This is a genomic window from Corynebacterium atrinae (genome assembly GCF_030408455.1).
GTDB lineage: Bacteria > Actinomycetota > Actinomycetes > Mycobacteriales > Mycobacteriaceae > Corynebacterium > Corynebacterium atrinae.
Window position 1 is genome coordinate 190420 of the sequence record NZ_CP046977.1, and the last position, 25576, is coordinate 215995.

The following is a 25576-nucleotide window of genomic DNA, read 5'->3' on the forward strand; positions in this document are numbered from 1 at the left end:
ACCCCACCGCTTACCCCTTTGTGGAGACGGCCAGCGTCACTGGTCTGGAGTTGCCGCCCGTGATCACGACGCCCTCCTCGCGACTTTTAGGCCTGCCGGCCAGAGTCGACCTGGGGTTTCGGTGGGATTTCAACCCTTGACCAGTCTTCCGGTCGCGATCAGCCTATCGCGCTCAACTCCGCAGAAGGTTCAGGTAGCTTTCGAGCTGATTCCGGAGTCGGTCGTGGCTAAAGCTTTCCGGAGCCATGACAGCCGTAACTTGTGAGCCCTGCAGGAATCCCAGCATGGCGCCGGTGACGCTTTCGATATCGACTCCGGATCGTAGTTCGCCATCGGAGTCTGTTTCGCTGAGCATTCGTGAAATTCGCCCGTGCCAGCGATCCAGAGACTCCGCGATAAGTCGAGCCCTGTCATGATCTTGCGCGGCTGTGTCCCAGAATGACACCACGATGCGTGCCTCGTCCAGCAAGTGCGGGCTGACCGGTAGGACTTCGAGGCAGAGCGCCCGGAGGGCCGTCAATCCACGCAGCCCATGCGTTGCTTTGTCGATACGTGTCTCGGTGAGTTCGTAAACGTGAGTGTAGGTGGCTTCTAGCAGGTCAGCCTTGGTAGGGAAGTACGGCTTCAGGGCACCGTTGGCATAGCCAGCCTCTTGGGCAATCTGCCGCATGGTGGCCCCGGATTGACCTTGACGGGCGATGACCCGCCAGGTGGATTCGATCAGCTCGCGTCGGCGCTGTTCATGATCGACGATCTTGGGCATCTGTTCTTCTCCATCACGATTGGGAACATAACGATACCGCCGAATGGCCTCCACCCTTGTCATAAAGGTCCACGTCCCTTATTCTCTACAGCAGTAGAACTAAATGTGATCGGCATCACGTTCTACGTAAGGCTTGAGCCCAGTCACTCACCATCTCAGTGCAGAGAGGCCCCTTTATGCCCACCATTCACGTCCCTCCGTCCCCTAAAACGTCGCACTCGCCTCCCCGTCCCTTCGCCCACCAGGAATCTGAGCGGGTGCGAATGGCCCACCTCGGGCTGCCCCCGCCCGCGCTATGTTCCCCAAGGAGCGCGGACTAATGCCCGAGAATCACCTCGCCCGTCAGGATTCCCTCCAACGCGCAAAGCTTTCCACCACCGCGCTTGTCTTCATGATCATTGCCGCGTCGGCGCCACTGACAGTGCTCGCTGGAGGGGCCCCGACCAACTACGCCGTCGCGGGCCTCCAGGGAGTGCCGCTCGGATACCTGGCCCTCGGCCTGATCCTGGTTCTCTTCGCCGTCGGCTACGGTCGCATGGCCAGTAAGGTGCAGAACTCCGGTGCCTTCTACGTGTACATCGCCCGAGGATTGGGACTGCGCCAGGGCATCGCTGGGGCGATTCTCGCCCTGGTTTCGTACAACTTGATGCAGATCGGCCTCTATGGGCTATTCGGTTTTTCCGCCGCCAACGCGGTCGCATCGCTGACCGGTATTGCGGTCCCGTGGTGGTTGATGGGTGCCCTCGGGTGGCTGCTCGTCGCCTTACTTGGTGTGAACAACATCGACCTGTCTTCCAAGGTCCTCGGTATCATTGTGGGATTCGAGTTCCTCGTAGTGATCGTCTTCTCCGGCATGGCACTGTTGAATGCGCCGGAAGGCATCAGCACTGACGGCTGGCAGCCTGACCAATTTTTCACCCCAGGAATCGGTGTCCTGTTGGCCTTCACCATGGCCGCGTTCATGGGTTTTGAATCCGGTGCCATCTACTCGGAAGAGGCGAAGGAGCCGGAGCGCACCGTTCCACGTGCGACCTATATCGCCATCTCAGTTATCGCGATCTTCTACGCGTTCTCCGCGTGGGCACTGCAGATGGGCGTGGGTCCCAGCCGAATCATCGAGGAGTCTCAGACTCTTGGCCCAGAGTTGATGTTCGCCTGGCTTGGGGAGTTTAGCCCGGTCGTGGCAAATGCCGCCCACCTGCTGTTCGTCACCAGCCTCATCGCAGCACTGATCGCGTTTCATAACGCCGCCGCCCGCTACTTCTTCTCCCTCGGTCGCTCTGGCGTCTTGCCAGCTGTCTTCGGAAAAGCCGGGAAGAACGGTGCTCCGGTGGGCGGTTCTCTTGCTCAGTCCGCAGTGGCGGCCGCGGTCGTCGGAATCTTTGCCCTGGCGGGGCTGGGGTCGGAACTCGGAGAGCTGTTCCCGGTCATGACCTTGTTCACCTGGTTCACCAATGCGGCCGCGTTCGGCCTGACCTTCCTTGTCGCCGTGACCAGCTTTGCCGTCATGGTCTGGGCGAACCGCCACCACCCCGAGTATCACGTCTTCGTCCGCACCATTGCCCCGCTCGTCGCGGGAATCGGCATGGTCGTCGTCACCGCGCTGATCCTCATGAACTTCAACCTCATGATGGACTCCGAAGATCCCTTCATGATCTGGATCATGCCGGCCATCATCCTGGGGTCTGGGCTCATCGGCTTGATCTGGGGCTCGATCCTCATCCGCCGCGGCACCGGCAACCTCGATGAGATCGCCGGAACTGCTCCCAACAGCAACCCAACGACTTCCGTTTAACCCCATAGAAAAGGAACGCTCCCACCATGTCGAACAAGAAAGTCATCATTATTGGCGCCGGTTTCGCTGGCCTCGTGGCAGCACGAGAACTACAGACCGCCGGCATCGAATACGAAATCCTCGAGGCAAAGGACCGCATTGGTGGTCGAGCGTGGACCGAGGAGCGCATGGGCCGACCACTCGAGCTCGGCGCCACCTGGGTCCACTGGTTTCAAGCACACATCTGGACCGAGATCATGCGCTATGGACAACGCAAGGAGATCCACGCTTCCCCGGCCGGAAACGATGCCCACTGGATTACTGAGGGCAAGGTCGTTCGCGGTACCGAAGCGGACATTGATGGCAAGCTATCCGCCGCCATGCACGCTACCTACGAGGGCAATCACGAGTACTTCCCGAACCCCTTCGACCCGCTGTGGGTCATGTCAGACGACTTCGATGGTCCAGACGAGGTCCGCGAGCGGTTCATGCAGGATGACCAGAAGAACGCCATTGATCTGGTGGTTGAGGCTGGCCTCGACCAGGAAGCCATCGATCTCGTCGATGCTTTCTGGTCTGCCGGGTATATCGGAGATCCTTACACCGGGTCCGCGCTCATGGCTAAGCAATGGGGCGCCCTCTCTGACAACCGTTACCAGGTAATGGAGGACATCACTCTTAAGTGGAAGCTTAAGAACGGCATGCAGTCGCTGTACAACGGCATTGCCGGGGATCTGACCGGACCGCTCCGATTGGAGGCGCCGGTGGTCAAGGTTGAGCATCACGCCGGCGGCGCCACCGTCACCACCGAAGACGGTCAGAATATTGAGGCAGCTGCGGTCATCTGCACCGTTCCTGTGGGGGCGCTTGGGAACATCGAGTTTTCGCCGTTGTTGCCGGAGAAGATCCAGCAGGTGATTGATGATAAGTGGAACTCGCAGGGTGCCAAGATCTGGATCAAAGTTAAGGGGCACCACCGCTTCCTGGGCTACGCCCCGAAACCGGCAAAGATGTCGATCGTGCGTTCCGAATACTTCATGGACGACGACACCACCATCCTCGTGGGGTTCGGATACGACAACACCAACATCGACCTCAACTCGATTGAGGATGCGCAGGACGTGATCAACCAGTGGCGTGATGACCTTGAGGTCGTCGACGCGACTGGCCACAACTGGGTGGCCGACAAGTGGGCAGGCCAGGCGTGGGGCACGTTACGCAAGGGTCAGTTCATTGAAGGGTGGAGCCTCTTCGATGAGGTTGATTCCAGCCTCTACTTCGCTGGCTCCGACTATGCCTACGGGTGGCGTGGTGTGTGTGTCGATGGTGCGGTGGAAAAGGGGATGACTACTGCCCGCCGGGTCATCAACGATCTCTGATCAGTCCTACGGATCCGGTGCCAGGCGGGGCTGGATCCACGAGGGCCCAAAACCGGCACTTCCTAACAACTTGGTGGGTTGGGAAGGGAAATTGACCCCGGAGTTGTTAGGAAGTGCCGGTTTCGCCGACCCAGTCCCTTAACCAGACGGAAAAGCCGGGCCACGGATTTTGAAATCCATGGTCCGGCTTTTCATTCGGCGGAGGATGTGGGATTTGAACCCACGAGGGTATTACTACCCGCACGCGTTCCAGGCGTGTGACATAGGCCGCTAGTCGAATCCTCCTAGCTGAACTGGGCAACCTGAGCTGCTGTGTTCTCGTGAAACAGTACACAATCCTGCCAGAAAAAGACAAATCGCAGGTCACCTTGCCTCGTGTGGCCGGTGAGTTGGCCCAAGGGTAGAGGGATGGGCTAGTGTTGTCGGAAGGATCCCGTGCGGCGTCCATCTTGTGAACTCCCCCAGGGCAGGAATGCAGCAAGGGTCAGCGAGCTCTGGCGGGTGCGCGGGATCCCCTATTATTTTTTTGAGCGTCTAACATTGTGGCCGAACCCCCGTTTCCTTTGGAAGGCAGGCCCTCACAGTGACCCTCCTAGATTTTGAATCTGATCAGCTGGCCGAGTTCGCGGCGCAGATCCGCAAGGACTATGACGAGCTCAAGGCGAAGAACCTGAAGCTGGATCTCACTCGCGGCAAGCCTTCGTCGGAACAGTTGGATTTTGCGGAGTCCCTGCTGGCCCTGCCCGGGGAGGGCGACCATACGGATGCGGATGGCGCGGATGTGCGTAATTACGGCAACCTCAAGGGCATCACGGATATTCGGAACCTGTGGGCCGAGGTGCTGGGGATTGATCCGCAGCTCATCATCGCGGGTGATTCCTCTTCGCTGAACATCATGTTTGATCTGATCTCTTGGTCATACACCTTTGGCAATAACGACTCGGAGCGTCCGTGGAGCCAGGAGGAGAAAGTCCGCTGGATTTGCCCGGTGCCGGGCTATGACCGTCACTTCACCATCACGGAGAAGTTTGGTTTTGAGATGGTGACGGTGCCGATGCTGGAGGATGGCCCGGATGTCAACGCCATCAAGGAGTTGGTGAAGGATCCGCTGGTTAAGGGCATGTGGGCTGTGCCGATGTTCGCCAACCCCACAGGTGTCACCTACTCGGAGGAGGTCAGCCGCGAGCTGGCTGCCATGGAGACGGCCGCCCCGGATTTCCGGATTATCTGGGATAACGCCTACGCGGTGCACACGTTGACCGATGAGTTCTCGCCGATCATCGATATCGTGTCGCTGGCTGCGCAGGTAGGCAACCCCAATCGCTTCTGGGCGATGTCCTCGACGTCGAAGATCACCCATGCGGGTGCAGGTGTGAGCTTCTTCAACTCCTCCGCGGAGAACCTGGCGTGGTACATGGATGTGGCCGGGGTGCGCGGGATTGGTCCGAACAAGGTCAACCAACTAGCGCATGCTCGTTACTTCGGTGATGCGGAGGGTGTGCGTGCCATCATGCGCAAGCACGCCGGCTCCTTGAACCCGAAGTTCAACCGCGTGCTGGAGATCCTTGATCGCCGCCTCGGCGAGTATGAGGTGGCCCGCTGGACGAAGCCGGAGGGTGGCTACTTCATCTCCATCGACGTGATTGATGGCACCGCGTCCCGTGTCGTCGAACTGGCGAAGGAAGCCGGGATTGCTTTGACCGGGGCCGGCTCGTCCTTCCCGCTCAAGGATGATCCGAACAACCGCAACATCCGCCTCGCACCCTCGCTGCCGCCGGTGGAGGAGTTGGAGATCGCCATGGATGGTGTGGCGACGTGTGTGCTGCTCGCGGCCGTCGAGAAGCTGGGGGCGTAGCCCCCTGAACATCGACGAGACCACTTTCTGGCTGGGGCAGCTGTTCCCCACGCCGCCCGTTTTCGACGAGGCGCGCGACATTGGCATGGTGGCGCTGGAGAGCGATCAGGTCCTTGGCGTCACGCGCACGTTCGCTGAGGTGGATACGGGTCTAGAGGCGATCGAGGAGGGGCTGCCTGTCCGCTCTGAGATCGTGTCGGTGGCGCGCGCGACCCCGGAGCAGGTGGCGGGGGCGCTGGAGGCGGCCACGAACAAGCTCCGTTCCACCGGCGGATTCGTTCCGGCCCAGCCGGGTACGCTCCTGCCGCAGTTGTTGGACCAGGAAGATCTCAGCGTTCAGCACGGTTTGTTCGTGCCGCCGTACTTGTGGGGCGGGGAGACGCCGCGGGTGACGGAACCCGATCGGCTCACGGTCTTGCTGCAACTTGTCATGCTCACGGACGCCGAGTACGCCTTCGCCGTCGAGGAAGGCGTGGGTTCGTTGCAGCAGGCGCTGGTGGAGGCGGAGATCGATCTTCTCGACTGGCAGCGCTAACCCCTGCGCCGGGTAGGCTGTGTTCCGTGGCTTTATACCGGAAGTACCGTCCCGCCTCCTTTGCCGACGTCGTCGGGCAAGAGCAGGTAACTCGACCGTTGTCGGTGGCCCTCGACTCGGGCCGAATCAATCACGCGTACCTCTTTTCCGGCCCGCGCGGCTGCGGCAAAACCTCCTCCGCCCGCATCCTCGCGCGTTCGCTCAACTGCATCGAAGGCCCCACTTCCAACCCGTGTGGAGTGTGCCCCTCATGCATTTCTTTGGCGCCGGGCGGCTCCGGCAACTTGGACGTCACGGAGTTGGATGCGGCGTCCTACCGCGGCGTCGATGACATGCGGGAACTGCGCGATAAGGCGTACTTCGCGCCGGCGGAATCGCGCTACCGCGTCTTCATCATCGATGAGGCGCACATGATCACCCGCGAGGGCTCGAACGCGTTGCTCAAGATCGTCGAGGAGCCGCCGGAGCACCTCATATTCATCTTTGCCACGACGGAGCCGGAGAAGGTCATCGGCACTATCCGGTCGCGCACGCACCATTATCCTTTCCGCCTGCTCACCCCGCAGGCAATGCGCGGGCTGTTGGAGCGGACCGTCGCCTCCGAAGGCGTCCACGTCGAGGATTCCGTCTACCCGCTGGTCATCCGCGCGGGTGGTGGCTCGCCGCGCGATTCGCTGTCCATCCTGGACCAGCTCATCGCCGGCGCCGGGCCGCAGGGCTTGACGTATGAGCTCGCGTTACCGCTGCTGGGGGTCACCGATTTGTCGCTTATCGACGCCGCCGTGGACGCCCTCGCCGCCGGTAACAGCGCCGCACTGTTCACGGCGGTCGACGATGTCGTCGAGGCCGGCCATGATCCCCGCCGCTTCGTCGAGGATCTGCTCGATCGTTTCCGCGACCTCATGGTTCTCCAAGCCGTCCCCGAGGCTCTGGACCTCGGGTTGGTGGACGCCCCCACCGATCGGGCTGAGATCCTTCGCGCCGAGGCCGCGCAATTCACCGGCGCGCAGCTCGCGCACCTGTCCACCACCGTCAACGAGCGCATTGCCGACATGCGCGGCGCGACCTCCCCGCGCCTGCTCCTGGAGATCCTGTGCGCTCATTTGCTGCTACCCGCGCAGCCGATGGTCGCGGCGGCGGGCGCCGCGGGGGCAGCCCAGCCCTCGGCGCCCCCGCCCGAACCAACTCCCGCACCCAAGGCCCCCACGCGGACCTACGAGCGTCCCTCAGTGCGGCGGGCTCGGGAAGAAGCGCAGGTAAAAACAGAGGTCAAGGCACCTGAACCTGCCCCGCTCGCCGATCCGGTGGACTCGATCCGTTCCCGCTGGTCCCAGATCCGCTCCACCATTGCTGAGCGGAACTCCGTCGTGGGAATCATGCTCGCCGAGGCCCAGGTTCTGGGAATGAGGGACGGTACCCTCATCATCGGGCACAACACCGGGGCATTGGCGAACCGCCTCAACGAGGAATCCAAGAACAAGATCATCGCGGCAGCCGTGTCCGAGGAGGTGCGCTCGCCGCTGCAGGTGCACTGCGTCGTGGGCACGGACACGAGGGCGCAGGGGTTCACTTCCCAGCAGAAGCAACCCGAGAAGCCGCCCGCCCCGGAACCCACCCCAGAGCCAGCAGAGGAGCCGGAGAGTCCGGCCCCTCGCAGGTGGGGTGCCCCGAAGCCGATCGGCGGTAGCCGGGAGGAGTCGGTCCCGCTGCCCCCGGAGCCCGAGGACGACGGGCTCCCGCCCGAACCTGCACCGGCCGCAGAGCCGGTGAGGGAGACGTCGATAAGCGAAGAAGAACAAATGATGGCCGAGGAAGCGTTGCGGCCGGGGACGCTGGACCGGAGGGACGCGACGACCATTGCGGTGGAGCTGCTGGAGCAGGAGCTCGGCGCGCGGAAGTTGTGAGTCGGTAGACTAAGCCGCGTTAGTTCACCCACCACGAAAGGCACCACCATGACCCAGCCCGATATGGCCCAGATCCTCGCTCAGGCTCAGGAGATGCAGGCGCAGCTCCAGCAGGCGCAGGCCGAAATCCTCGCCACCAATGTCACCGGGACCGCCGGCAACGGCCTCGTCACCGTGACCATTACCGGCGGCGGCGAAGTCCAGGAAGTGATCATCGATCCGCAGGTCGTCGACCCGGAGGACGTAGAGACCCTGCAGGACCTGGTCACCGGGGCTTTCCGCGATGCCCACGAGAAGGCCGGCCAGCTGGCCGTGGAGAAGATGGGCCCGCTGTCGCAGGGCGGCGATCCCTTCGGCGGAATGCTCGGCTAGCTCACCCAGAAGAAGAACAGCAGAAAGGGCCGCTGAGGCTACGTGTTTGAAGGACCCCTGCAGGACCTCATTGATGAGCTGTCCCGCTTGCCCGGCGTCGGCCCCAAAAGCGCCCAGCGCATCGCTTTTCACCTGCTCTCCGTCGATCCGGACGACATCAATCGGCTGACGGCGGCGCTGGAGTCGCTGCGCGATGGAGTGCAATTTTGCCGCATCTGCTGCAACATCTCCCGCGAGGCGGTCTGCCGCATCTGCGCCGATTCGGGGCGCGACCGCGGCATGATCTGCGTGGTCGAGGAGCCGAAGGACATCCAGGTCATCGAGCGAACCGGCGAGTTTAACGGCCGCTATCACGTGCTCGGCGGCGCCCTGGACCCGCTGGCCAACGTTGGTCCGAAGGATTTGCACATTTCGGTGTTGCTCCAGCGCATCGGCGGGGTCCTGCCCGACCGGGAGCTGGCGGATTCGACGTCGCAGGAGCCGCTTTACGACGACGTGCCGAACATCCACGAAGTCATCCTCGCCACCGACCCCAACACCGAAGGGGAGGCTACCGCCTCCTACCTCGCGCGTTTGTTGCGCGACTTCCCCGACCTGACGGTATCGCGCCTGGCGTCGGGCATGCCGCTGGGCGGCGACTTGGAGTTCGTCGATGAGCTCACTCTGTCGCGCGCCCTGAGCGGCCGCCTCACTCTCTAGCTACTTCAGGCGTTCTTTGCGCAGGCGATCGATCGCTGGGATATCCAGCGGCTCCAGGTCGGCTAGCGCCACGCCCATCGCGCGGGCAAGCAGTAGGTCCGCCAGCTGAGGGTTGCGGGCCAGGGCGGGTCCGTGCAGGTAGGTCGCAATGACGTTGCCCTGGACCGCGCCCTCGGCGAGACGCTGGCGGGAATCATCCGGCAGGTCCGCGGCGGCAGCGACATCGCAGTTGCCGGTTCCCCGGGTGACTCGCCCGAGGGGTTCGGCGGCGGGGCCGAGAATGGTGGCGCCGAGGTGGTTTTCGAAGCCGGTCAGGGGCTGCGTCAACTCCGCGGTGATGCCCGCGCCGGTGGGAGTGGTGGCCACCTCGCTGATGGCGCGGCGCTCGAGGGCGGTGGTGGTGGCATCAATGAGCCCGACACCGTCGATCACCTGGCCGGAGGCGCGGAAGGATTCGCCCAGGACCTGCAGGCCCGCGCAGACCGCGAACACGGGCCGACCGTTGTTCGCGGCACGGGTGAGGCCGCCATCGGAGATGAGGTGCTCCGCTGCCAGGATCTGGGCCGTGTCCTCGCCACCGCCGACGCAGTAGACATCGAGGTCGGAAGGAACCGGCTCACCGAGCTTGATCTGTAGAATCTCGGCGCTCATGCCGCGCATGCGGGCGCGCTGCCGCAGGACGAGCGCGTTGCCGTCATCGCCGTAGGTGCCCAGGACGTCGGGTAGGACCAGCCCAATGGTGAGATCAGCCACGGTTCTCCAGCTCCTTCTTCAAATCGCGGAACGCGGTGTAGTTGGCCAGTACTTCGATGCGGCCTGGGGGACATGCCAAGATCGCTTCGACGGGGTCGGGGATGTGCTCGTGGTCAATGTCGGCGTAAATCAGTCGCACATCGAGGTCGGTGCTGCGCTCGCCGGAGGCCATGACGGAGAGGTCACCGAAGTCCTCGAAGCGAACGTCCCACAGCCAGGACAGGTCCTCGCCGTCGGCGACTTGACCGTTAACGGCGATGACGAGTCCATCGGCGGAGCGGTCAACCATCGATAGAGCCTCCTGCCAGCCGGCCGGGTTCTTGGCCAACAGCAGGTGAATGTCCCGGTCGCCCAGGCGGATGGTGGAGTAGCGGCCTGCCACGTTGTCCACGCCCTCGGCCGCGGCGACTGCTTTTTCCAGGGGGATCTGGAAGCCCTCGACCGCCGCCGCGATGGCTTGGGTGGCGTTGCCGCGGTTTGCCCGGCCGGGGAGCTGAAGGTTGAGGGCGGAGGAACCGGCGGGGGAGGCCAGGCCCTCCTCGGTGACGGTCCAGGTGGGGGTGGGGCGGCGGAACTCGCGGCCGTCGGCAAGCTTTTTCATCGCCCACCAGTCCTCGCCCTCGCGGACGATGTGACCGCCGGTGCGGGGGCAGGAGACAGAATCGCCGGTCCAGCCGGCGCCTGCGGCGACCCACACGACGTTCGGGGCGTCAAAGGCGACGGACGTCATGAGGACGTCGTCGCAGTTAGCGATGACCACCATGTCGGGGTGTGCCATGACCGCGCCGCGCAAGGCTCGCTCGATCTTGTTGATCTCGCCCACGCGGTCGAGCTGGTCGCGCGTGAGGTTGAGCAGCACCAGGGCCTGCGGACGGAGGCGATCGGCAACGGCCGGGACGTGGAGCTCATCCACTTCCAGCACGATGTGGGTGGCGTCTTTCCCAGCGAGCAGCGCCGAGATGATGCCTGCGTCCATGTTGTCGCCGCCATCATTGGTCGCCACCTTATGCGTCGTGCGCAGGGCCGCTGCCAGCATCCGGGTCGTGGTCGACTTGCCGTTCGTGCCGGTAACCAGCACCGCGGGGCGGCCGCCGGCCAGCTTCTCCATGATGGTCGGGTCAATCGCGTTCGCCACGAGGCCGCCGATCATGCCGCCAGCCCCGCGCCCGCTGAGGCGGGAGGCGGTGGTGGCGAGGGTAGCGGCGCCGGTGGCGACGGAAGATCGCAGGCGTCGCAGGGATTGCGGAATTCGTCCAGGCATGGCGTTAAGCGTAGTGGAAACGCCGCCAAACCCCGGAAAGGCTAGTCCCTGACGTGCTCGACGGCCTGCATGAAATCCTCGTCCGAGAGCAGCGGGATGCCCTTGCGTTGCGCGTGCATGGCCTTGCCGCGCAGATCAGTGGTTTTGTTGCACACCACCACCGAGGTCTGGCGGGTCAGCTTCTCCGAATATGCCAGGTCCTCGCGCAAACAGGCCTCGATGATGACGTTGGGATCCATGACGATCTCCGGGGCGACGACGACCTCCATTCCGCGAATGAGCTCACCCTGGAAGGTGCCCGGGTTCTCCAACGGTCGCTCGGCTTCCACCGCATCGACGCGGACGTGGGTGCGCTGCAGGCCGAAGCGGTCGGCGCGGAGCTCGGAAGGCTCCCGGGAGCAGAGCTCACCGGAGGACTCGCGGCGATAGACGTCGATGAGCAGCAAGGTATCCTCCCGCGAGGTCTCCTGCTCAGGGCGTTTGGCGCGTTCCGCCGTGGCGACCGGAGACGTCGCCTCAAGCCCCAGGGTGCGCGCCACGGAGGCCAAGCGCGTGTCCTCAAAAGTCGCGCCCTGCCGGCGTGCGGTCGCCAGCGTATCGACGATCGCGATCGGCTTCGGGATGTGCCCCACCCGCTGCCGACGCCGTCGGCCGCGTCCCCGACCCCGCCCCCGGGACCGGTTGGAGCGGGCCGCGGCGTTCATCGCGCGGCGGGCCTCGGAGACGATGAACCCCCACACGACGGGGGAATTGTGGACGACGAGCGTGCGGTCGTCGATAAGCCGGTCCAGCGTACGCAGGACCTTTGAGAACTTCTGACCTTCGGCCACTTCTTCCGGCGTAAGGCCGTGATAGTGCCGCGGGCCGGGATCCGAACCCGGATCGAGCACCGTGTGGTACTTCTCCCCGATGTCCCCGGCCTCGTTGAACGTCACCACATCCACCGCTACCAACCGGCCCGTCGACGGATGGATGCCCGTGGCCTGCGTCGTGATGGCGACGAACGGGTACGCCTCCACCTCAGCGGAGCGGGCGGTGTTCTCGGGTGTCCCGTTGGGCGTGGTCATTGTTCAGAGTCTAGTTCACAGCTTTAGATGCTGATGCGAGACAGGACAACCGTGGACACGATCATCATGGCAAAGGCCGCCGCCATCCAGCCCCACTCCCAACCCTCAACGCGGAATCTCTCGAAGAGGACGAGGTAGCCCAGCGCGAACGCGACGATGGGCTCCCCAATTTTCATGGCTGGAAGCGACGTCCGCAGGGCCCCCGCGTCGAAGGCATTCTGCTGGACCCACGTGCCAATTGAGGCCGCAAGTATCAAGGCGTACAGCTCCCACGCCGTGAGCAGTCCCGGGATACCCGAGGCAACGAACACATCGGCCACCGCCTTGGACAGCACTGCCACGTAGCCGAACACCGCACCCGTAACCAAGCCCTGCATGAGGGCCCGCTCCCGCCGGATCTGGCGTCGCGCAATCCGATCCATCGCTGTGAGCACAATAAACCCCACGGCGAGAGCCGGAATCCACCGCTCCAACGGCGGATGATCCTCGCCGCCCACCGGTCGACCAATCAGCACCAACGCCGTCACCGACAGCGTCAGGGTGGAGGACCAGAACATCTCCTGCCGGCTGATGCGGCGCCCCTCGTACATCGCCGAGAGCGGCAGTGTGAACATCAGCGACATCACCAACACTGGTTGGACGATGAGCAGCGGGCCGAAACTCAGCGCGACCACCTGCAATGCATACGCAATGATCGCGGTGGACATGCCCGCCCACCACAGCGGCCGACGCATAGCCACGAGAATCGGGGAGGATCCCGCGGGCGCGCTTTCGACGATGCGGTGGCGGACGACCGTGCCCCACGCGATCGTCAAGGCCGAAGCCAACGCGAAGAGCACGGCAAGTACGTAGCTGTGCACCCTGACTAGCCTAATTGGGAAGTCACGGCAGGGGGTTTAGACTCCGCCAGCCAAAACCGGGGCCGTGGTCTTCAGCGCCCGGTTAACAGCGGAGGTGACCGCCTTCAGCGAAGCGCGAGTGATGGAGCCGGCGATGCCCACGCCCCACGCAGCGGAACCATTAACCGTGGCGTAGATGTAACACGCCGCCTCGGCGTCGTCTCCCGCAGTGCGGGACTGCTGGGAGTAGTCCTGCACCTCGACGTCGATACCCAGCTGTTCCAGGGCGTTGGCATAAGCCGCAACGGGACCGTTGCCGGTGCCGGTGATGGTCTTCTCCACGCCCTCATGCAGCACCGTGGCCGTGATGGTGGCCTCGTCGTCGCTCTCGGAGTTAGCGATGCGCATGGAGACCTGCTCCACCGGGGCCGTGGTGTCGAGGTACTCGGTGGCGAAGATGTCCCACATGTTCTTGGAGTTGACCTCGCCGCCCTCCGAGTCCGTCACCAGCTGAACGACGCCGGAGAACTCCACCTGCATCTGGCGCGGCAGGTTAATGCCGTGGTCGGTCTTCATGATGTACGCCACGCCGCCCTTGCCGGACTGGGAGTTGACGCGAATGACAGCCTCGTAGTTGCGGCCGACGTCCTTCGGGTCGATGGGCAGGTAGGGGACCTCCCAAATGGTTTCGCGCAGTTCCTCCCACGAAACATCGGTGGCGTCCGCGCCGGGCTTGACCTTGGCGGCCATCGCATCGAGGCCCTTGTTCACCGCATCCTGGTGGGAGCCGGAGAAGGCCGTGAATACCAAGTCGCCGCCGTAAGGGTGGCGCTCCGGAACGCGCAGCTGGTTGCAGTACTCGACCGTGTTGCGGATCTGCTGGATGTCAGAGAAATCGATCTGCGGATCCACGCCCTGGGTGAGCATGTTCAGGCCCAGGGTGACCAGGCAGACGTTGCCGGTGCGCTCGCCATTGCCGAAGAGGCAGCCTTCGATCCGGTCGGCGCCAGCCAGGTAGCCCAGCTCGGCGGCCGCCACGCCCTCGCCGCGGTCATTGTGGGGGTGCAGGGAGAGGATGATGGAATCGCGGCGGGCCAAGTTGCGGTGCATCCACTCGATGGAGTCGGCGTACACGTTGGGGGTGATCATCTCCACGGTGGAGGGCAGGTTGATGATCATCGGGTTCTCCGGAGTCGGCTCCATGACCTCGGTGACGGCGTCGCAGACCTCGCGGGCGAAGTCCAGCTCAGTGCCGGTAAAGGACTCCGGCGAGTATTCCCAACGCCAGTTCGTGGCCGGGTAATCCTGAGCAATGCCCTTGATCAGGTGCGCCGCATCGACCGCCAGCTGCTTGATCGCCGGCTTCTCCTTGCGGAACACCACGCGCCGCTGCAGCTCAGACGTCGAATTGTAGAAGTGAATGATGACGTTCTTCGCACCCTCACACGCCTCGAAGGTCCGGCGGATGAGGTGCTCGCGGGCCTGCACCAGCACCTGGATGGTGACATCATCCGGGATCATATTGTTCTCGATGATCTCGCGCACGAAATCGAAGTCCATCTGCGAGGCAGACGGGAAGCCCACCTCAATCTCCTTGTAGCCCATCTGCACCAGCAGCAGGAACATGCGGCGCTTGCGCTCCGGGGTCATCGGGTCGATGAGTGCCTGGTTGCCGTCACGCAGGTCCACAGCACACCACTGCGGGGCGGCCGTGATTTTCTTATCCGGCCACGTGCGATCCGGCAGCGTGATGTCCTCTACTTCTTCGGCGAAGGAACGGTAACGAGCCACCGGCTGCGAGGAATTGCGCTGCTTGTTCCACGTCGGCTGGCCCTCGCGGCGCGGTCCATCCGGAGTGGTGATTTCAGCGGGAGCGGAGATGAAAGAGTCATTCGGAGACATGTGGATCAGGGTCCTTTACGGGTATGTGGCTACTCAGGGGCCTTGGGTGGCCTGCACTGCTAGCGCTTTGGTCTCACTGCAACCTTGGGAAGTGAAGCAGTTCCACAACCGGCGTCACCAATCTCCGCGACGGGGAGCCGGTCGTGTGAGTTAGACCTGAGGCCCGCCGCGGCGAAGAAGGAGGAGGTTCGCGCGGGAGAACATGGGGAGAATGCTACACACCCTTCTGGGCGCGTCAACGGTTTTCAGCAAAATTCGGGGGTGGAAGATGCTTATCGACGCACCCCCGCCCCCATGTTGGCTGGAAGTACAGCGCAAAAGCAGCCCCTGTCGGGGCTGCTTGGTCGGGCTGGGGGCCTACATAAAGGAACTGAGGAAGCCCATGAAGCCGTTGTATCCGGACAGGTAGGCGATGACGTTGGCGACGGCGAGGAGGAGTCCCGTGCTCATATGGGTACCTTTCGTGGGGATCGGAAGAATCAATTCTCTATTCATTTTAGAGGTCAAAATATTTTCCGGGGCAAGGCGTGCGCCGTGGGGTACGTCACAGGGTTGGCACAAATGTAATTGGCTCCATTGCCAATTGTTCGAAACGGGTTTAGGGTAGTCCTTATGACGACCAAGAGCACCCCCCACATCAATCCGCGTGGTGTTGATATCGCCGAGACCATCCTGCTCCCGGGCGATCCGCTGCGCGCCAAGTACATCGCCGAGAACTACCTGGAAGATGTTGTCCAGTTCAATGACGTCCGCAACATGCTCGGCTACACCGGCACCTTCCGCGGTGCCCCCATCTCGGTGATGGGATCCGGCATGGGCATTCCCTCCATCAGCATCTACGCGTGGGAACTGATCAACATCTTCGAGTGCAAGAAGGTAGTCCGCATCGGTTCCTGCGGTTCCCTGCAGCCGGAGATCGACCTCTACGAGATCATCGTCGGCCAGTCTGCATCGACGGACTCCAACATCCTGGACCAGTACAACGTACCTGGCACCTGGGCTCCCACGGCCTCGTGGAAGCTGCTCAAGGCTGTCACCGATGAGGCTGAGAAGCAGAACGTCAACGTGCACGTGGGCAACATTTTGTCCAGCGACGTTTTCTACCACGCCGATGAGACCGCGAATCAGCGTTGGGCCGACATGGGCGTCCTCGGCGTCGAGATGGAATCCGCTGGCCTCTACGCCATTGCCGCACGGGCTGGCGTCGATGCGCTCGGTTTGTTCACCGTCTCCGACAACATCTTGACCGGCGGCACCACCACTCCGGAGGAGCGCCAGACCGCCTTCACCCAGATGATGGAACTCGCCCTTCCGTTGGCTGAGGTCTAGATCCTGTGAGCACTTCCACCAATACGCCGCGCAGCGCGGTCAATCCCAAGGCAGCCGTCCCGGTCCTGCTCTTCGCCTTCGTCTTCTGCCTGATTGTGGACAATGGCTTCAAAACAATGACCATGCCCATCGCCGAGGGCTTGGGCATTTCCGATAACACTGCTAGCCTCCAGGCTTCCTTGGCCGGCGTGGTTATTGGTATCGGCGCAGTTGTTTACGCAGCGCTGGCCGATTCGATCTCCATCCGCAAGCTCATGCTCGTCGGCGTGGGCTTCATCGTCGTCGGTTCCCTCATCGGTTTCATCTTCTCCGGCTCCTGGCCAATGGTGCTCACCGGACGCATCATTCAGACTGCCGGTCTGGCCGCCGCTGAGACCCTTTACGTCATTTACGTGACTAAGCATCTCGCGCCCGAGGATCAGAAGACCTACCTTGGCTTCTCCACCGCGGCTTTCCAGTTCGGTCTCCTGGTCGGCGCACTGACCAGTGGATTCATTGCCACCTACGTCTCGTGGACGGCAATGTTCCTCATCCCGCTCATTCTCATCTTGGTCGTCCCGGCCATCTTCAAGATGATCCCCGAGGACGAGGCCGTCGAAGGCCACCTCGACATCCTGGGACTGTTCCTCATCGCGTTGTTCGCTTCCAGCCTCACCATGTACATGCAGGCCTTCAACCCGCTGTGGATCGTGCCCACCATCATCGGCCTGGCCCTTTTTGCTTGGCACGTCAAGTCCCACAACGGTGCCCTCGTGCGCCCGGAGTTCTTCACCAACGGCCGCTATGTCTGGGCGATCATCCTGGTCTTCATCGTCTACTCGACCCAGCTCGGCTACATCTTCCTGCTGCCTTATGCTGCGAACTCGCTCCACGGCATGTCGCTGGATCGCGCCGCGCTGCTCATGGTTCCGGGTTATGTCTGTGCCGTCCTCGTCGGCATCTTCTCCGGCAAGATCGGCAAGGTGTTGTCTTCGCGCCAGACCATCTTCACTGCGCTGGCGATGATCATCGGTTCTCTGGTCCTGGCGGCATTGTTCATGCAGGCGCATGTCGGTGTGCTGATCATCTCCATCGTGCTCTTCGCCTCCGGCTTCGCCCTGCTCTACGCCCCGTTGGTGAATACGGCCCTGAGCAACATCCCGCCCGCCAAGTCCGGCATCGCGATCGGTTTCTACAACCTCATCATCAACATCGCCATCCCGCTCGGCATCGCTTACACCGCGAAGCTGCAGGATGTGGGCTTGAGCTTCTCCACCGTTTTGTGGGTGCTCGCCGCGATCGCCGCAGTGGGTGCACTCATCTACTTCCTCGCAGATCGCACCATGTCGGTTCGGGAAAAGGCCGCAGCGGGAGTTGCCGCTTAAGCTTGAAAGGTGCCGAAAGTACGCCTGAGTTTTATCAGCAGCGCCGCGCTCATCTTCCTGGTGGGCTCGGCGCTGCGCGTCGTTGTGCTTGGCCTGGTTGGCCGCGCTAACGAAGAGAAGCTCACGGACCTCCTCACCTCCTGGGATGCCAAGTACTACCTGGACATCGCCCGGGACGGCTACTTCAACTCAGCCACTAACACCGACGTCCCGGTGCACGAGCGGACCTTGGCGTTCTTTCCCGGGTTCCCCATGCTCCTCCGGGCTCTCCACCAAGTCACGGGCTTGGACCTATTCTTCTTAGCCCTGCTCCTTAATTCAGTGGCAGGCGTAGCCCTAACAGCGGGCGCAATGGCCATTGCCCGACGCATGGGAGCGAACTGGGCCCATCAACTGGGGGCAGGTGTCCTGGCTTCCGGCGCCCCGATGTCGACGACCTTCACCATGCCCTACACCGAGGCTCTTTTTGGGGCTCTCGCCTTCTGGGCTCTGGTTGCTCTCATGGATCGCCGTTGGTGGCTCGCGTCTTCACTCATCTTCTTGTGTGGCTTCACCCGCCTCACCGCCGTCGCACTGGTCGGCGCCTTCCTAGTGGTGGTGCTCCTCAAGGCCCGAGCCGACAAAAAGGCCTGGGTCGCCCTCCTGCTGAGCCCGTGGTCGTTCGTGGGTTATCTCCTCTGGGCAAGCTGGCATACGAGAGATGCTGGGGGATACTTCGGCATCCAGCAGGATGGCTGGAACTCGACCTTCGATGGTGGAGTGGCCACGGCCACGTGGGTATATCAAGTTCTCACCAGCTCCACCGATGGCGGTTACCTCCTCACCGCAGCCGTCATCATCGCGGCTGTGGTCTTCCTCGCACTTTCCTGGCGGCGCCTACCGCTTGAGGTGTGGGTTTTTTCCGCCACTCTCATGGCTACCGTTGTGCTCTCCGATGGCATCATGCACTCCCGTCCACGTCTGCTTCTGCCAGCTGTTCTGGTCCTCCTTCCCTGGGTAGAGCGCATTCCTCCGCGTTGGCTGCCGGGGGCCGCGGCGGCATGGTTGTTGTGGGGTGCGTGGTTTTCCGCTTACATGCTCGGGGTCTTTGCCTGGGCAATCTAGGTCGATTTTAGTTTTCTGCACCGTGCAACTTAATGCCCTATGCGAGGTGGTGGAAGGTACGATGAACCACGAACTTCGATCCCCGAGACGAAAGGTGGCCCACCGGTGGCTCTGATCGTTCAGAAATATGGTGGCTCTTCGTTGGAAACAGCGGAGCGCATTCGCGCGGTAGCGGAGCGCATCGTCGCCACCAAGAAGGCGGGCAACGATGTCGTCGTTGTTTGCTCCGCGATGGGCGATACCACCGACGAACTGCTGGATTTGGCCGCGCAGGTCAATCCGGTGCCGCCGGCCCGCGAGATGGATATGTTGCTCACCGCTGGCGAGCGCATCTCGAATGCCCTGGTGGCGATGGCTATTGAGTCGTTTGGGGCGAAGGCGCAGTCCTTCACCGGTTCGCAGGCGGGTGTGCTCACCACGGAGCGCCACGGCAACGCCCGGATCGTGGATGTCACGCCTCAGCGCGTGCAGGAAGCCCTTGACGCTGGTTCTATCTGCATCGTCGCTGGTTTCCAGGGCGTCAATAAGGACACCCGCGATGTCACGACCTTGGGCCGCGGCGGTTCAGACACCACGGCGGTCGCTTTGGCGGCTGCTCTCAACGCGGATGTGTGCGAGATCTACTCGGATGTCGATGGCGTTTACACCGCCGATCCGCGCATCGTCCCCAATGCCCAGAAGCTGGACAAGCTCTCCTTCGAGGAGATGCTCGAGTTGGCAGCTGTTGGCTCAAAGATCCTGGTCCTGCGCAGCGTCGAGTACGCCCGCGCTTTCAACGTTCCCATGCGAGTTCGCTCGTCTTATAGCAATGATCCCGGCACCCTGATCGCCGGTTCGATGGAGGATATTCCCGTGGAAGAAGCAGTCCTGACCGGTGTAGCTACCGACAACTCGGAGGCCAAGGTCACCATCCTCGGCATTCCCGATAAGCCGGGCGAGGCAGCAACCGTGTTCCGCGCGGTCGCCGATGCTGAGATCAACATTGACATGGTGTTGCAGAACGTCTCCTCCTTGGAGGATGGCAAGACCGACATCACTTTCACGTGCCCGCGTTCCGACGGACCTCGCGCCATGGAACAGCTGAAGAAGCTGCAGCTGGATAAGGGCTGGACGAACGTGCTTTACGACGATCAGGTGGGCAAGGTTTCCCTCGTCGGCGCCGGCATGAAGTCCCATCCCGGCGTCACCGCCGACTTCACCGAAGCCCTCCGCGATGCGGGGGTCAACATCGAACTGATTTCCACCTCGGAGATCCGCATCTCCGTCCTCATCCGCGAAGCCGACATCAACGCTGCCGCCCGCGCCCTCCATGAGCGTTTCGAACTCGGCGGCGACACCACCGCCACCGTGTATGCCGGCACGGGCCGATAAACAAGAACAAGGAGCTCAATCATGACCACCATCGCCGTTGTCGGTGCTACCGGCCAAGTTGGCCGCGTCATGCGGTCGATCCTCGAGGAGCGCAACTTCCCGGCCGATAAGGTCCGCATGTTCGCTTCCCCGCGCTCCGCTGGCACCACCATTGAATTCCGCGGCGAGGAGATCGAGGTCGAAGACCTCACCCTCATCACCGCAGAGTCCGTCGCGGACGTCGACATCGCTCTGTTTTCCGCCGGTGGTTCTACCTCCACGCAGTGGGCGCCGGTCTTCGCTGCGGCGGGAGCCGCGGTCGTCGATAATTCTTCCGCCTGGCGGAAGGACCCCGAGGTGCCGCTCATTGTCTCCGAGGTCAATGGCGGCGAGGCGCACAACCTGCCGAAGGGCATCATTGCCAACCCGAACTGCACCACGATGGCTGCGATGCCGGTGCTCAAGCCGCTTCACGACGCCGCCGGCCTCAACCGCCTGCACGTCTCCTCCTACCAGGCAGTATCCGGCTCCGGCCTCGCCGGTGTCGAGGCACTTGCCAAGCAGACCGCCGACATCGGCGATCAAAACGTCAAGCTGGTCCACGATGGTTCTGCCCTTGTGGCCGAGGATTTGGGCCCTTACGTCGCTCCCATCGCCTTCAACGCTCTACCGTTCGCCGGCAATCTCGTCGACGACGGCTCCCTGGAGACCGACGAAGAGCAGAAGTTGCGCAACGAGTCCCGCAAGATCCTCGGCATCCCTGACCTGCGCGTCGCCGGCACCTGCGTCCGGGTGCCCGTCTTCACCGGCCACACCCTCACCATCCACGCCGAGTTCGACCGCCCCATCACAGTCGAAGAAGCAACTGCCTTGCTTAACGACGCCCCCGGTGTCGAGGTCGTCGACGTCCCCACCCCCCTCGAGGCTGTAGGAAAAGACGTCTCCCTCGTCGGGCGCATCCGCCAAGACCAGTCCATCGACGGCAACAAGGGACTCGTCCTCGTCGTCTCGGGAGATAACTTGCGCAAGGGCGCCGCTCTGAACACCATCCAGATTGCCGAGCTATTGGTCTAGTCAACTTCGGACATTTAACCCGCCACAGCCCTGCTGTGGCGGGTTTTCTGTGATCTACACCACGACCTTGTGTATATGTTGTGAGTTCTTTAGAAAAAGGGTTGAATGTACATGTCCAAGTCTTCACACAGAACAGGGAGCCTGCGAGGCCTATGTTTACTCGATCTAGAAAGTCCTTGACTGCGGTTGTTGCGGCCGTGGCAATTGGTATTTCGTCCGTCCTAACCCCGGTCGCGCAGGCCCAGGTTGCCCGTCCCGACGTCCAACAGCGCGACGGTGACCGCACCGTCGGTTGTTCCGTCGACTGGAACGCTGAAGCGATCTATGATCCGCGCTTCAGCGACTGGACCGTCATGGGATTCTCGGAGAATGTCGACGAAGACACCGGTGATTTCAAGAAGTTCCTCCAAGTCCAGCACTTCGGTAATGCTGCCTCCCGCGTGGCCGTTGCTACCTCTAAGACCATCAACAACGCCAAGCTGGTCGTCGAATTGCAAGAGGTCGAGGGTAAGTCTTGGACCGTTGGAAATTCAGCAGGTCGACTCTTCCCCGCGGAGAGGGAGGAGCATTTTGATAAGCCGATCACTCCCGTGGGAACCATCTCCGGGAACACTGCCACCTATGATCTGGGCACCCTTGAAGCTGGAAGTTTCACCTCCACCAGCCAGTCCATCCGACTGGACCCGGGGCAGCTGCAGGCGCTGACCGAGCCGGCCGCCGATGGAACCTGGAGCGATGCCTTCAAGGTGAATGCTCGTCTGACCGGTGACCTTGCTCCGGAAGATTGCGAGAGTGGTGGTACCCCGCCGATTTCTACGTGTGTTGCTGCTGGTTTGACTGTTGGTTTGCCGCTCCTGCTACTAGTCCCGGTGGGTATGGCTGGTCAGCTTAATATTCCGGGCTTGGATCAGCTCAATGCTGATCTGCAGGCTCAGTTGCGTAACGCTAACTCCCAGCTGCAGCAGCAGTTCGGTGTGTTCGATCCGAGCCAGGCTCAGTACATCAACCAGATCAACGCCGAGATTGCTCGCTTCACTGCGGATAACCGCACCATCATTAATGGTGCTGCGATGGTTGCCCTTGGTCTGCTGGCTGCCTCTTACCTTTACAACAGCTGTGTTGGTGAAGATGGGACGTCGTCTACTTCTTCGCTGTCGTCGGGTTCTTCCGAGTAACGTCAGCTAAACAACAGATGCCCGGTTCCCTTTAAGGGGGCCGGGCATCATGCTGTTCTAATCACTCATTGGCCCTCTGTCGCTTGACCTTCCCCGCCCGCGTCACGACGTCGAGGTGCCCGCCGAACTCCGCCGCGAGCTGCTCGGCCTGCTACATAGCTGACCATTCAACCCCCTGATTGAAAAACATCCACAAAGTAGCTTCTACCCCTTGCGCAGTTCGCTGTTGTGTTCTAACATTGTGTTAGAACGCGCAAGCGAAATAACTGGGGGTGAGCACACGTGACCATCGACATTTACCACTCAATGGTAGAGATCTACCTTGAGAAAGCGCTGACCCCTCCCCAGCACTACTTCGCGGTCAGCTCACCTCATGACCCAGTAGCCCGCCGGGGAACACAGATGCGACGAGAAGACCACAAACTCTGGCAATCCGTCCTCCCCAATGGTGATGAGGACATTGACATCGTCCTCGGTAAGCTACGGCGCTCCCTAGGTCGTGGGGATCACTACCTCATGTCCGCGATCAGCGCCCACCAACGGCTCAACGAACTCCCGAAGTTGAAGGAGATTCAGGAGGAGTACTTCCACCTCGACCTTGTCCGCTTGAAGACGATTGACGGTGTGTTGTGTAAAGCAGACACCACCATCACCGAACACCTCGACCTCATCGACACCGAACTAGCCGAATTCCTCACGCCTACTCGGACGAATCAGATCCTGCCCACCCCAGGCAAGATCAAAAACCGACTGAATGCGATCATCACCATGCTCGATGAGTCGATCTCCTCCGAGGATCCCGCACCACAACCGGTTGATAGTGTCTCCATCTCCTTCGACGACGGCCGAGGACTCCTCCACGCTGATCTCGATGGGGTCGTCGCCCAAGAAATCGACCTCCGTATCCGCAAGCACGCCATCGCCCATGGGATCAGTCAGGCAGACGCCTTCGTGGCCTTGATGAGGGGTGAGGGGTCAACGAATGTCACCCTCAACATCTACCGAGCATCCGATATCCCGAATGCCCCAGCATGGGTCTCCGGGGTCGGGTACCTCACCGCAAAGCAGACCGAAAATCTCCTCAACCGAGTTGATGTGGAGATTGATCTCGATGCGATTGCTCAGAAAGTCTCGTCGGCGTATGCCACCCCCGCGGATATCCGCTCCCTCGTGATTGGTCTTGATGGGTCGTGTGCTGTCGGTGGGTGTGATGCCCCTGCTCATCGAGCACAGATGGATCACCGGATCAATCACGCCGATGGCGGGCCCACCACAGCAGCCAACCTCGCCCCGTTGTGTGTGAAGCATCATGCGGTCAAGACTGATCGTCGGGTGACCTACGTGATGGACCCGGTGACGAGGCGGAAGTACTTCCTGTTTGATGATGGGTCGTGGGCGGAGTCCGAAGGTGACGGGCCACTGGCTGCTAGTGAGCGACGCTGGTTGCAAACCGTCTCCCAACGGATAGCCAAGCGCAGGGCGAGGATCAGATCGGAGTCCCAAGCCCAGAAGACAGAGCAGGTAGAACGGGAAGGACCACCACCGCCGCACGAACGTTCTAGCTGCTCCGAATGGGGACGTCCCCTTTGAAAGGTGACGGCCCAGGCGGCTACTAGTGCTTCCCGCTATCAGTGGCACTCGCGTCCCTCCCGTTCGAAGCCGCAGGACTTCGGGAAAAAGCTAAAGCCCGGCCCCACAAAGGGACCGGGCAGAGAAGAACTTACTTCTTCTCAGGAATGTTCTCGACCGCGGTGGGCTTGGTGTGCTCGACGTAGATCACACTCGACGGGGGATCGGTCGGGTCATAGTCCAGTGAGGGGTCGGACTCGAGCTCGGACGTGATGTCCTCGGTGAGGGATTCCTTGAACTTCTTATCGGGGACGTTGGACTCGCGGGCGAGCTTGCGCAGTTCGGCTTGGTTCTTCTTGGTGTAGCGCTTGCGTGGGTCGAGCTTGCGGGCCAAGATCTGGCGGGCGCGGAGGCGTCTTTGGCCTTCGGCGCTGACCTGGTTGCGCCCTCGGAACCAGGCGTAAGACAGCACGGCGATCATAAGGATGCCCAGGTAGCCGAGGACGGGATAGACGTAGGACACGAGGTCTCGGAACCCGAAGAAGCTCAAACCGTAGCCAATGATGCAGGCGGCGATGAAGACGGGGCGGAAGCGGGAAGGGTTGCCGCGGGTGAGTCGCTTGCCCAGGGCGTAGAACATGCCGATCGCGGTGTTGAAGATCATGCCGAAGACCACGAAGGTCATGAGCAGGCCGAAGACTGGGTGGATCTGATTGATCAGGGCGAGGACGGGCATGTCTTCGCCGCCGACGGAGTCGACGCTGACGTAGAGGGCGAGGACCAGCAGCATGAGCATGAGGAGGAAGAACAGCCCGGCGATGAGCCCTCCGAGGCCGGCGGCGCGGGTATCCAAGTGGGTGCCGCCGATGACGATGGCCATGGAGACGGCGGTCATGATGGACAGACCGACGTAGTTGAGGGCGGCGAGCCACCAGTTCGGAAGGGTCGTGACGACGGAGGTGGAGGCGTTGTTCAGTGCGTCCCAGTCGGGGGTGGCGGAGATGAGGGTCCACACGGTGGCGAGCACAATGAAGAAGATGATGAAGGGGGTAATCGCGCCGATGACGGCGGAGACCTTCTCCACGTCGAGCATGCCGGTCACCAGCACGAGGGATAGCATGATGGTCGCGCCGATCCAGGGGGCGATGCCGAATTGTTGGTTGAGGTTGGAGCCGCCGCCGGCGAACATTACAAAACCAATGCAGAAGAGAGTGGCGATTGTGGAGATGTCGAGGATCCAGCCGGTGATGGGGCGGGAGACGCGGCTGATCACGGCGGTGTGGTCGGTGGCTTGGAAATAGCTGCCGAGCTGGAGGACGGCGACGCCGGTGATGATCATGAGGGCGGAGGCGAGGATTGCGCCAATCACTCCCCAGTTGCCGAAGGCGACGAAGTACTGGAGGGCCTCTTGTCCAGAGGCGAAGCCCGCACCGACGATGAGGCCGATGAAGGACATGGAAATTAACAAAGCTCTTTTGAACATTTTAAGGAATTGACTCCTGAAGAGG

21 protein-coding genes, 1 tRNA gene and 1 other RNA gene are annotated in these 25576 nt (G+C 62.1%); 15 read left to right on the top strand and 8 right to left on the bottom strand.

Annotation, left to right across the window (positions count from 1 at the left end; genetic code table 11):
* Positions 1–172 precede the first annotated feature (172 nt).
* Positions 173–763 carry a TetR/AcrR family transcriptional regulator gene (locus tag CATRI_RS00995; RefSeq protein WP_290218836.1) on the bottom strand — a complete coding sequence of 197 codons (591 nt, stop codon included), beginning with the start codon at positions 761–763 and terminating at the stop codon, positions 173–175.
* A 319-nt stretch (positions 764–1082) separates the two neighbouring features.
* Here CATRI_RS00995 and CATRI_RS01000 point away from each other — a divergent pair, with 319 nt between their 5' ends.
* Together CATRI_RS01000 and CATRI_RS01005 are read left to right on the top strand one after the other, a co-directional pair.
* Positions 1083–2558, top strand: a complete 1476-nt coding sequence (locus CATRI_RS01000; RefSeq protein ID WP_290218839.1) for an APC family permease — start codon at positions 1083–1085, stop codon at positions 2556–2558.
* A 26-nt stretch (positions 2559–2584) separates the two neighbouring features.
* A complete protein-coding gene (locus CATRI_RS01005; protein WP_290218841.1) occupies positions 2585–3916 on the top strand; it encodes a flavin monoamine oxidase family protein in 1332 nt (443 codons plus the stop codon).
* A 199-nt stretch (positions 3917–4115) separates the two neighbouring features.
* Here the strand turns inward: CATRI_RS01005 and CATRI_RS01010 are convergent.
* Positions 4116–4201, bottom strand: a tRNA-Ser gene (locus CATRI_RS01010).
* 139 nt (positions 4202–4340) lie between these two features.
* Between CATRI_RS01010 and ffs the strand changes: the two genes are divergently transcribed.
* The 6 genes from ffs to recR all read left to right on the top strand — a co-directional run bounded on the left by ffs (position 4341) and on the right by recR (position 9281).
* Positions 4341–4439, top strand: an RNA gene (gene ffs, locus CATRI_RS01015) — signal recognition particle sRNA small type.
* Positions 4440–4499: 60 nt separating this feature from the next.
* A complete protein-coding gene (locus CATRI_RS01020) occupies positions 4500–5771 on the top strand; it encodes an aspartate aminotransferase type Ic (RefSeq protein WP_290218843.1) in 1272 nt (423 codons plus the stop codon).
* Positions 5719–6306: a suppressor of fused domain protein gene (locus CATRI_RS01025; protein WP_290218846.1), complete on the top strand. Its 588-nt coding sequence runs from the start codon at positions 5719–5721 to the stop codon at positions 6304–6306. The genes CATRI_RS01020 and CATRI_RS01025 overlap by 53 nt, the downstream gene beginning before the upstream one ends.
* 26 nt (positions 6307–6332) lie before the next feature.
* A complete protein-coding gene (locus CATRI_RS01030; protein WP_290218848.1) occupies positions 6333–8210 on the top strand; it encodes a DNA polymerase III subunit gamma and tau in 1878 nt (625 codons plus the stop codon).
* Between the two features lie 48 nt (positions 8211–8258).
* A complete protein-coding gene (locus tag CATRI_RS01035; protein ID WP_290218851.1) occupies positions 8259–8582 on the top strand; it encodes a YbaB/EbfC family nucleoid-associated protein in 324 nt (107 codons plus the stop codon).
* 42 nt (positions 8583–8624) lie between these two features.
* Entirely contained in the window at positions 8625–9281 is a 657-nt protein-coding gene (gene recR, locus CATRI_RS01040; RefSeq protein ID WP_290218854.1) for a recombination mediator RecR, read from the top strand.
* Here recR and CATRI_RS01045 read toward each other — a convergent pair whose 3' ends face one another.
* Genes CATRI_RS01045 through leuA form a run of 5 tightly spaced genes read right to left on the bottom strand, consistent with a single transcriptional unit; the run spans position 9282 to position 15103 of the window.
* Positions 9282–10034, bottom strand: a complete 753-nt coding sequence (locus CATRI_RS01045; RefSeq protein ID WP_290218856.1) for a type 1 glutamine amidotransferase — start codon at positions 10032–10034, stop codon at positions 9282–9284.
* Entirely contained in the window at positions 10027–11295 is a 1269-nt protein-coding gene (locus CATRI_RS01050; RefSeq protein ID WP_290218859.1) for a Mur ligase family protein, read from the bottom strand. Before CATRI_RS01050 ends, CATRI_RS01045 begins: the two co-directional genes overlap by 8 nt.
* A gap of 41 nt (positions 11296–11336) precedes the next feature.
* Positions 11337–12362, bottom strand: a complete 1026-nt coding sequence (locus CATRI_RS01055) for an exonuclease domain-containing protein (RefSeq protein WP_290218862.1) — start codon at positions 12360–12362, stop codon at positions 11337–11339.
* Positions 12363–12385: 23 nt separating this feature from the next.
* On the bottom strand, positions 12386–13222 hold the full coding sequence (locus CATRI_RS01060) for a DMT family transporter (protein WP_290218864.1): 837 nt from the start codon (positions 13220–13222) through the stop codon (positions 12386–12388).
* 36 nt (positions 13223–13258) lie between these two features.
* Positions 13259–15103, bottom strand: coding sequence for a 2-isopropylmalate synthase (gene leuA / locus CATRI_RS01065; protein ID WP_290218866.1), 1845 nt, complete (start codon positions 15101–15103; stop codon positions 13259–13261).
* Between the two features lie 612 nt (positions 15104–15715).
* Between leuA and deoD the strand changes: the two genes are divergently transcribed.
* From deoD to CATRI_RS01100, 7 genes are all read left to right on the top strand, one after another.
* Entirely contained in the window at positions 15716–16432 is a 717-nt protein-coding gene (deoD, locus tag CATRI_RS01070; protein WP_290218869.1) for a purine-nucleoside phosphorylase, read from the top strand.
* A 5-nt stretch (positions 16433–16437) separates the two neighbouring features.
* Positions 16438–17796 carry an MFS transporter gene (locus CATRI_RS01075; protein ID WP_290218871.1) on the top strand — a complete coding sequence of 453 codons (1359 nt, stop codon included), beginning with the start codon at positions 16438–16440 and terminating at the stop codon, positions 17794–17796.
* Positions 17797–17805: 9 nt separating this feature from the next.
* Positions 17806–18900, top strand: a complete 1095-nt coding sequence (locus CATRI_RS01080; RefSeq protein WP_290218873.1) for a putative hexosyltransferase — start codon at positions 17806–17808, stop codon at positions 18898–18900.
* 105 nt (positions 18901–19005) lie between these two features.
* On the top strand, positions 19006–20271 hold the full coding sequence (locus CATRI_RS01085) for an aspartate kinase (RefSeq protein ID WP_290218875.1): 1266 nt from the start codon (positions 19006–19008) through the stop codon (positions 20269–20271).
* Between the two features lie 21 nt (positions 20272–20292).
* Positions 20293–21324, top strand: a complete 1032-nt coding sequence (locus tag CATRI_RS01090; RefSeq protein WP_290218876.1) for an aspartate-semialdehyde dehydrogenase — start codon at positions 20293–20295, stop codon at positions 21322–21324.
* Between the two features lie 152 nt (positions 21325–21476).
* On the top strand, positions 21477–22499 hold the full coding sequence (locus tag CATRI_RS01095) for a hypothetical protein (RefSeq protein WP_290218878.1): 1023 nt from the start codon (positions 21477–21479) through the stop codon (positions 22497–22499).
* Between the two features lie 282 nt (positions 22500–22781).
* A complete protein-coding gene (locus CATRI_RS01100) occupies positions 22782–24089 on the top strand; it encodes an HNH endonuclease signature motif containing protein (protein ID WP_290218881.1) in 1308 nt (435 codons plus the stop codon).
* Positions 24090–24219: 130 nt separating this feature from the next.
* Here the strand turns inward: CATRI_RS01100 and CATRI_RS01105 are convergent, their stop codons facing one another.
* On the bottom strand, positions 24220–25551 hold the full coding sequence (locus CATRI_RS01105; protein WP_290218883.1) for a YkvI family membrane protein: 1332 nt from the start codon (positions 25549–25551) through the stop codon (positions 24220–24222).
* Between the last annotated feature and the right edge of the window lie 25 nt (positions 25552–25576).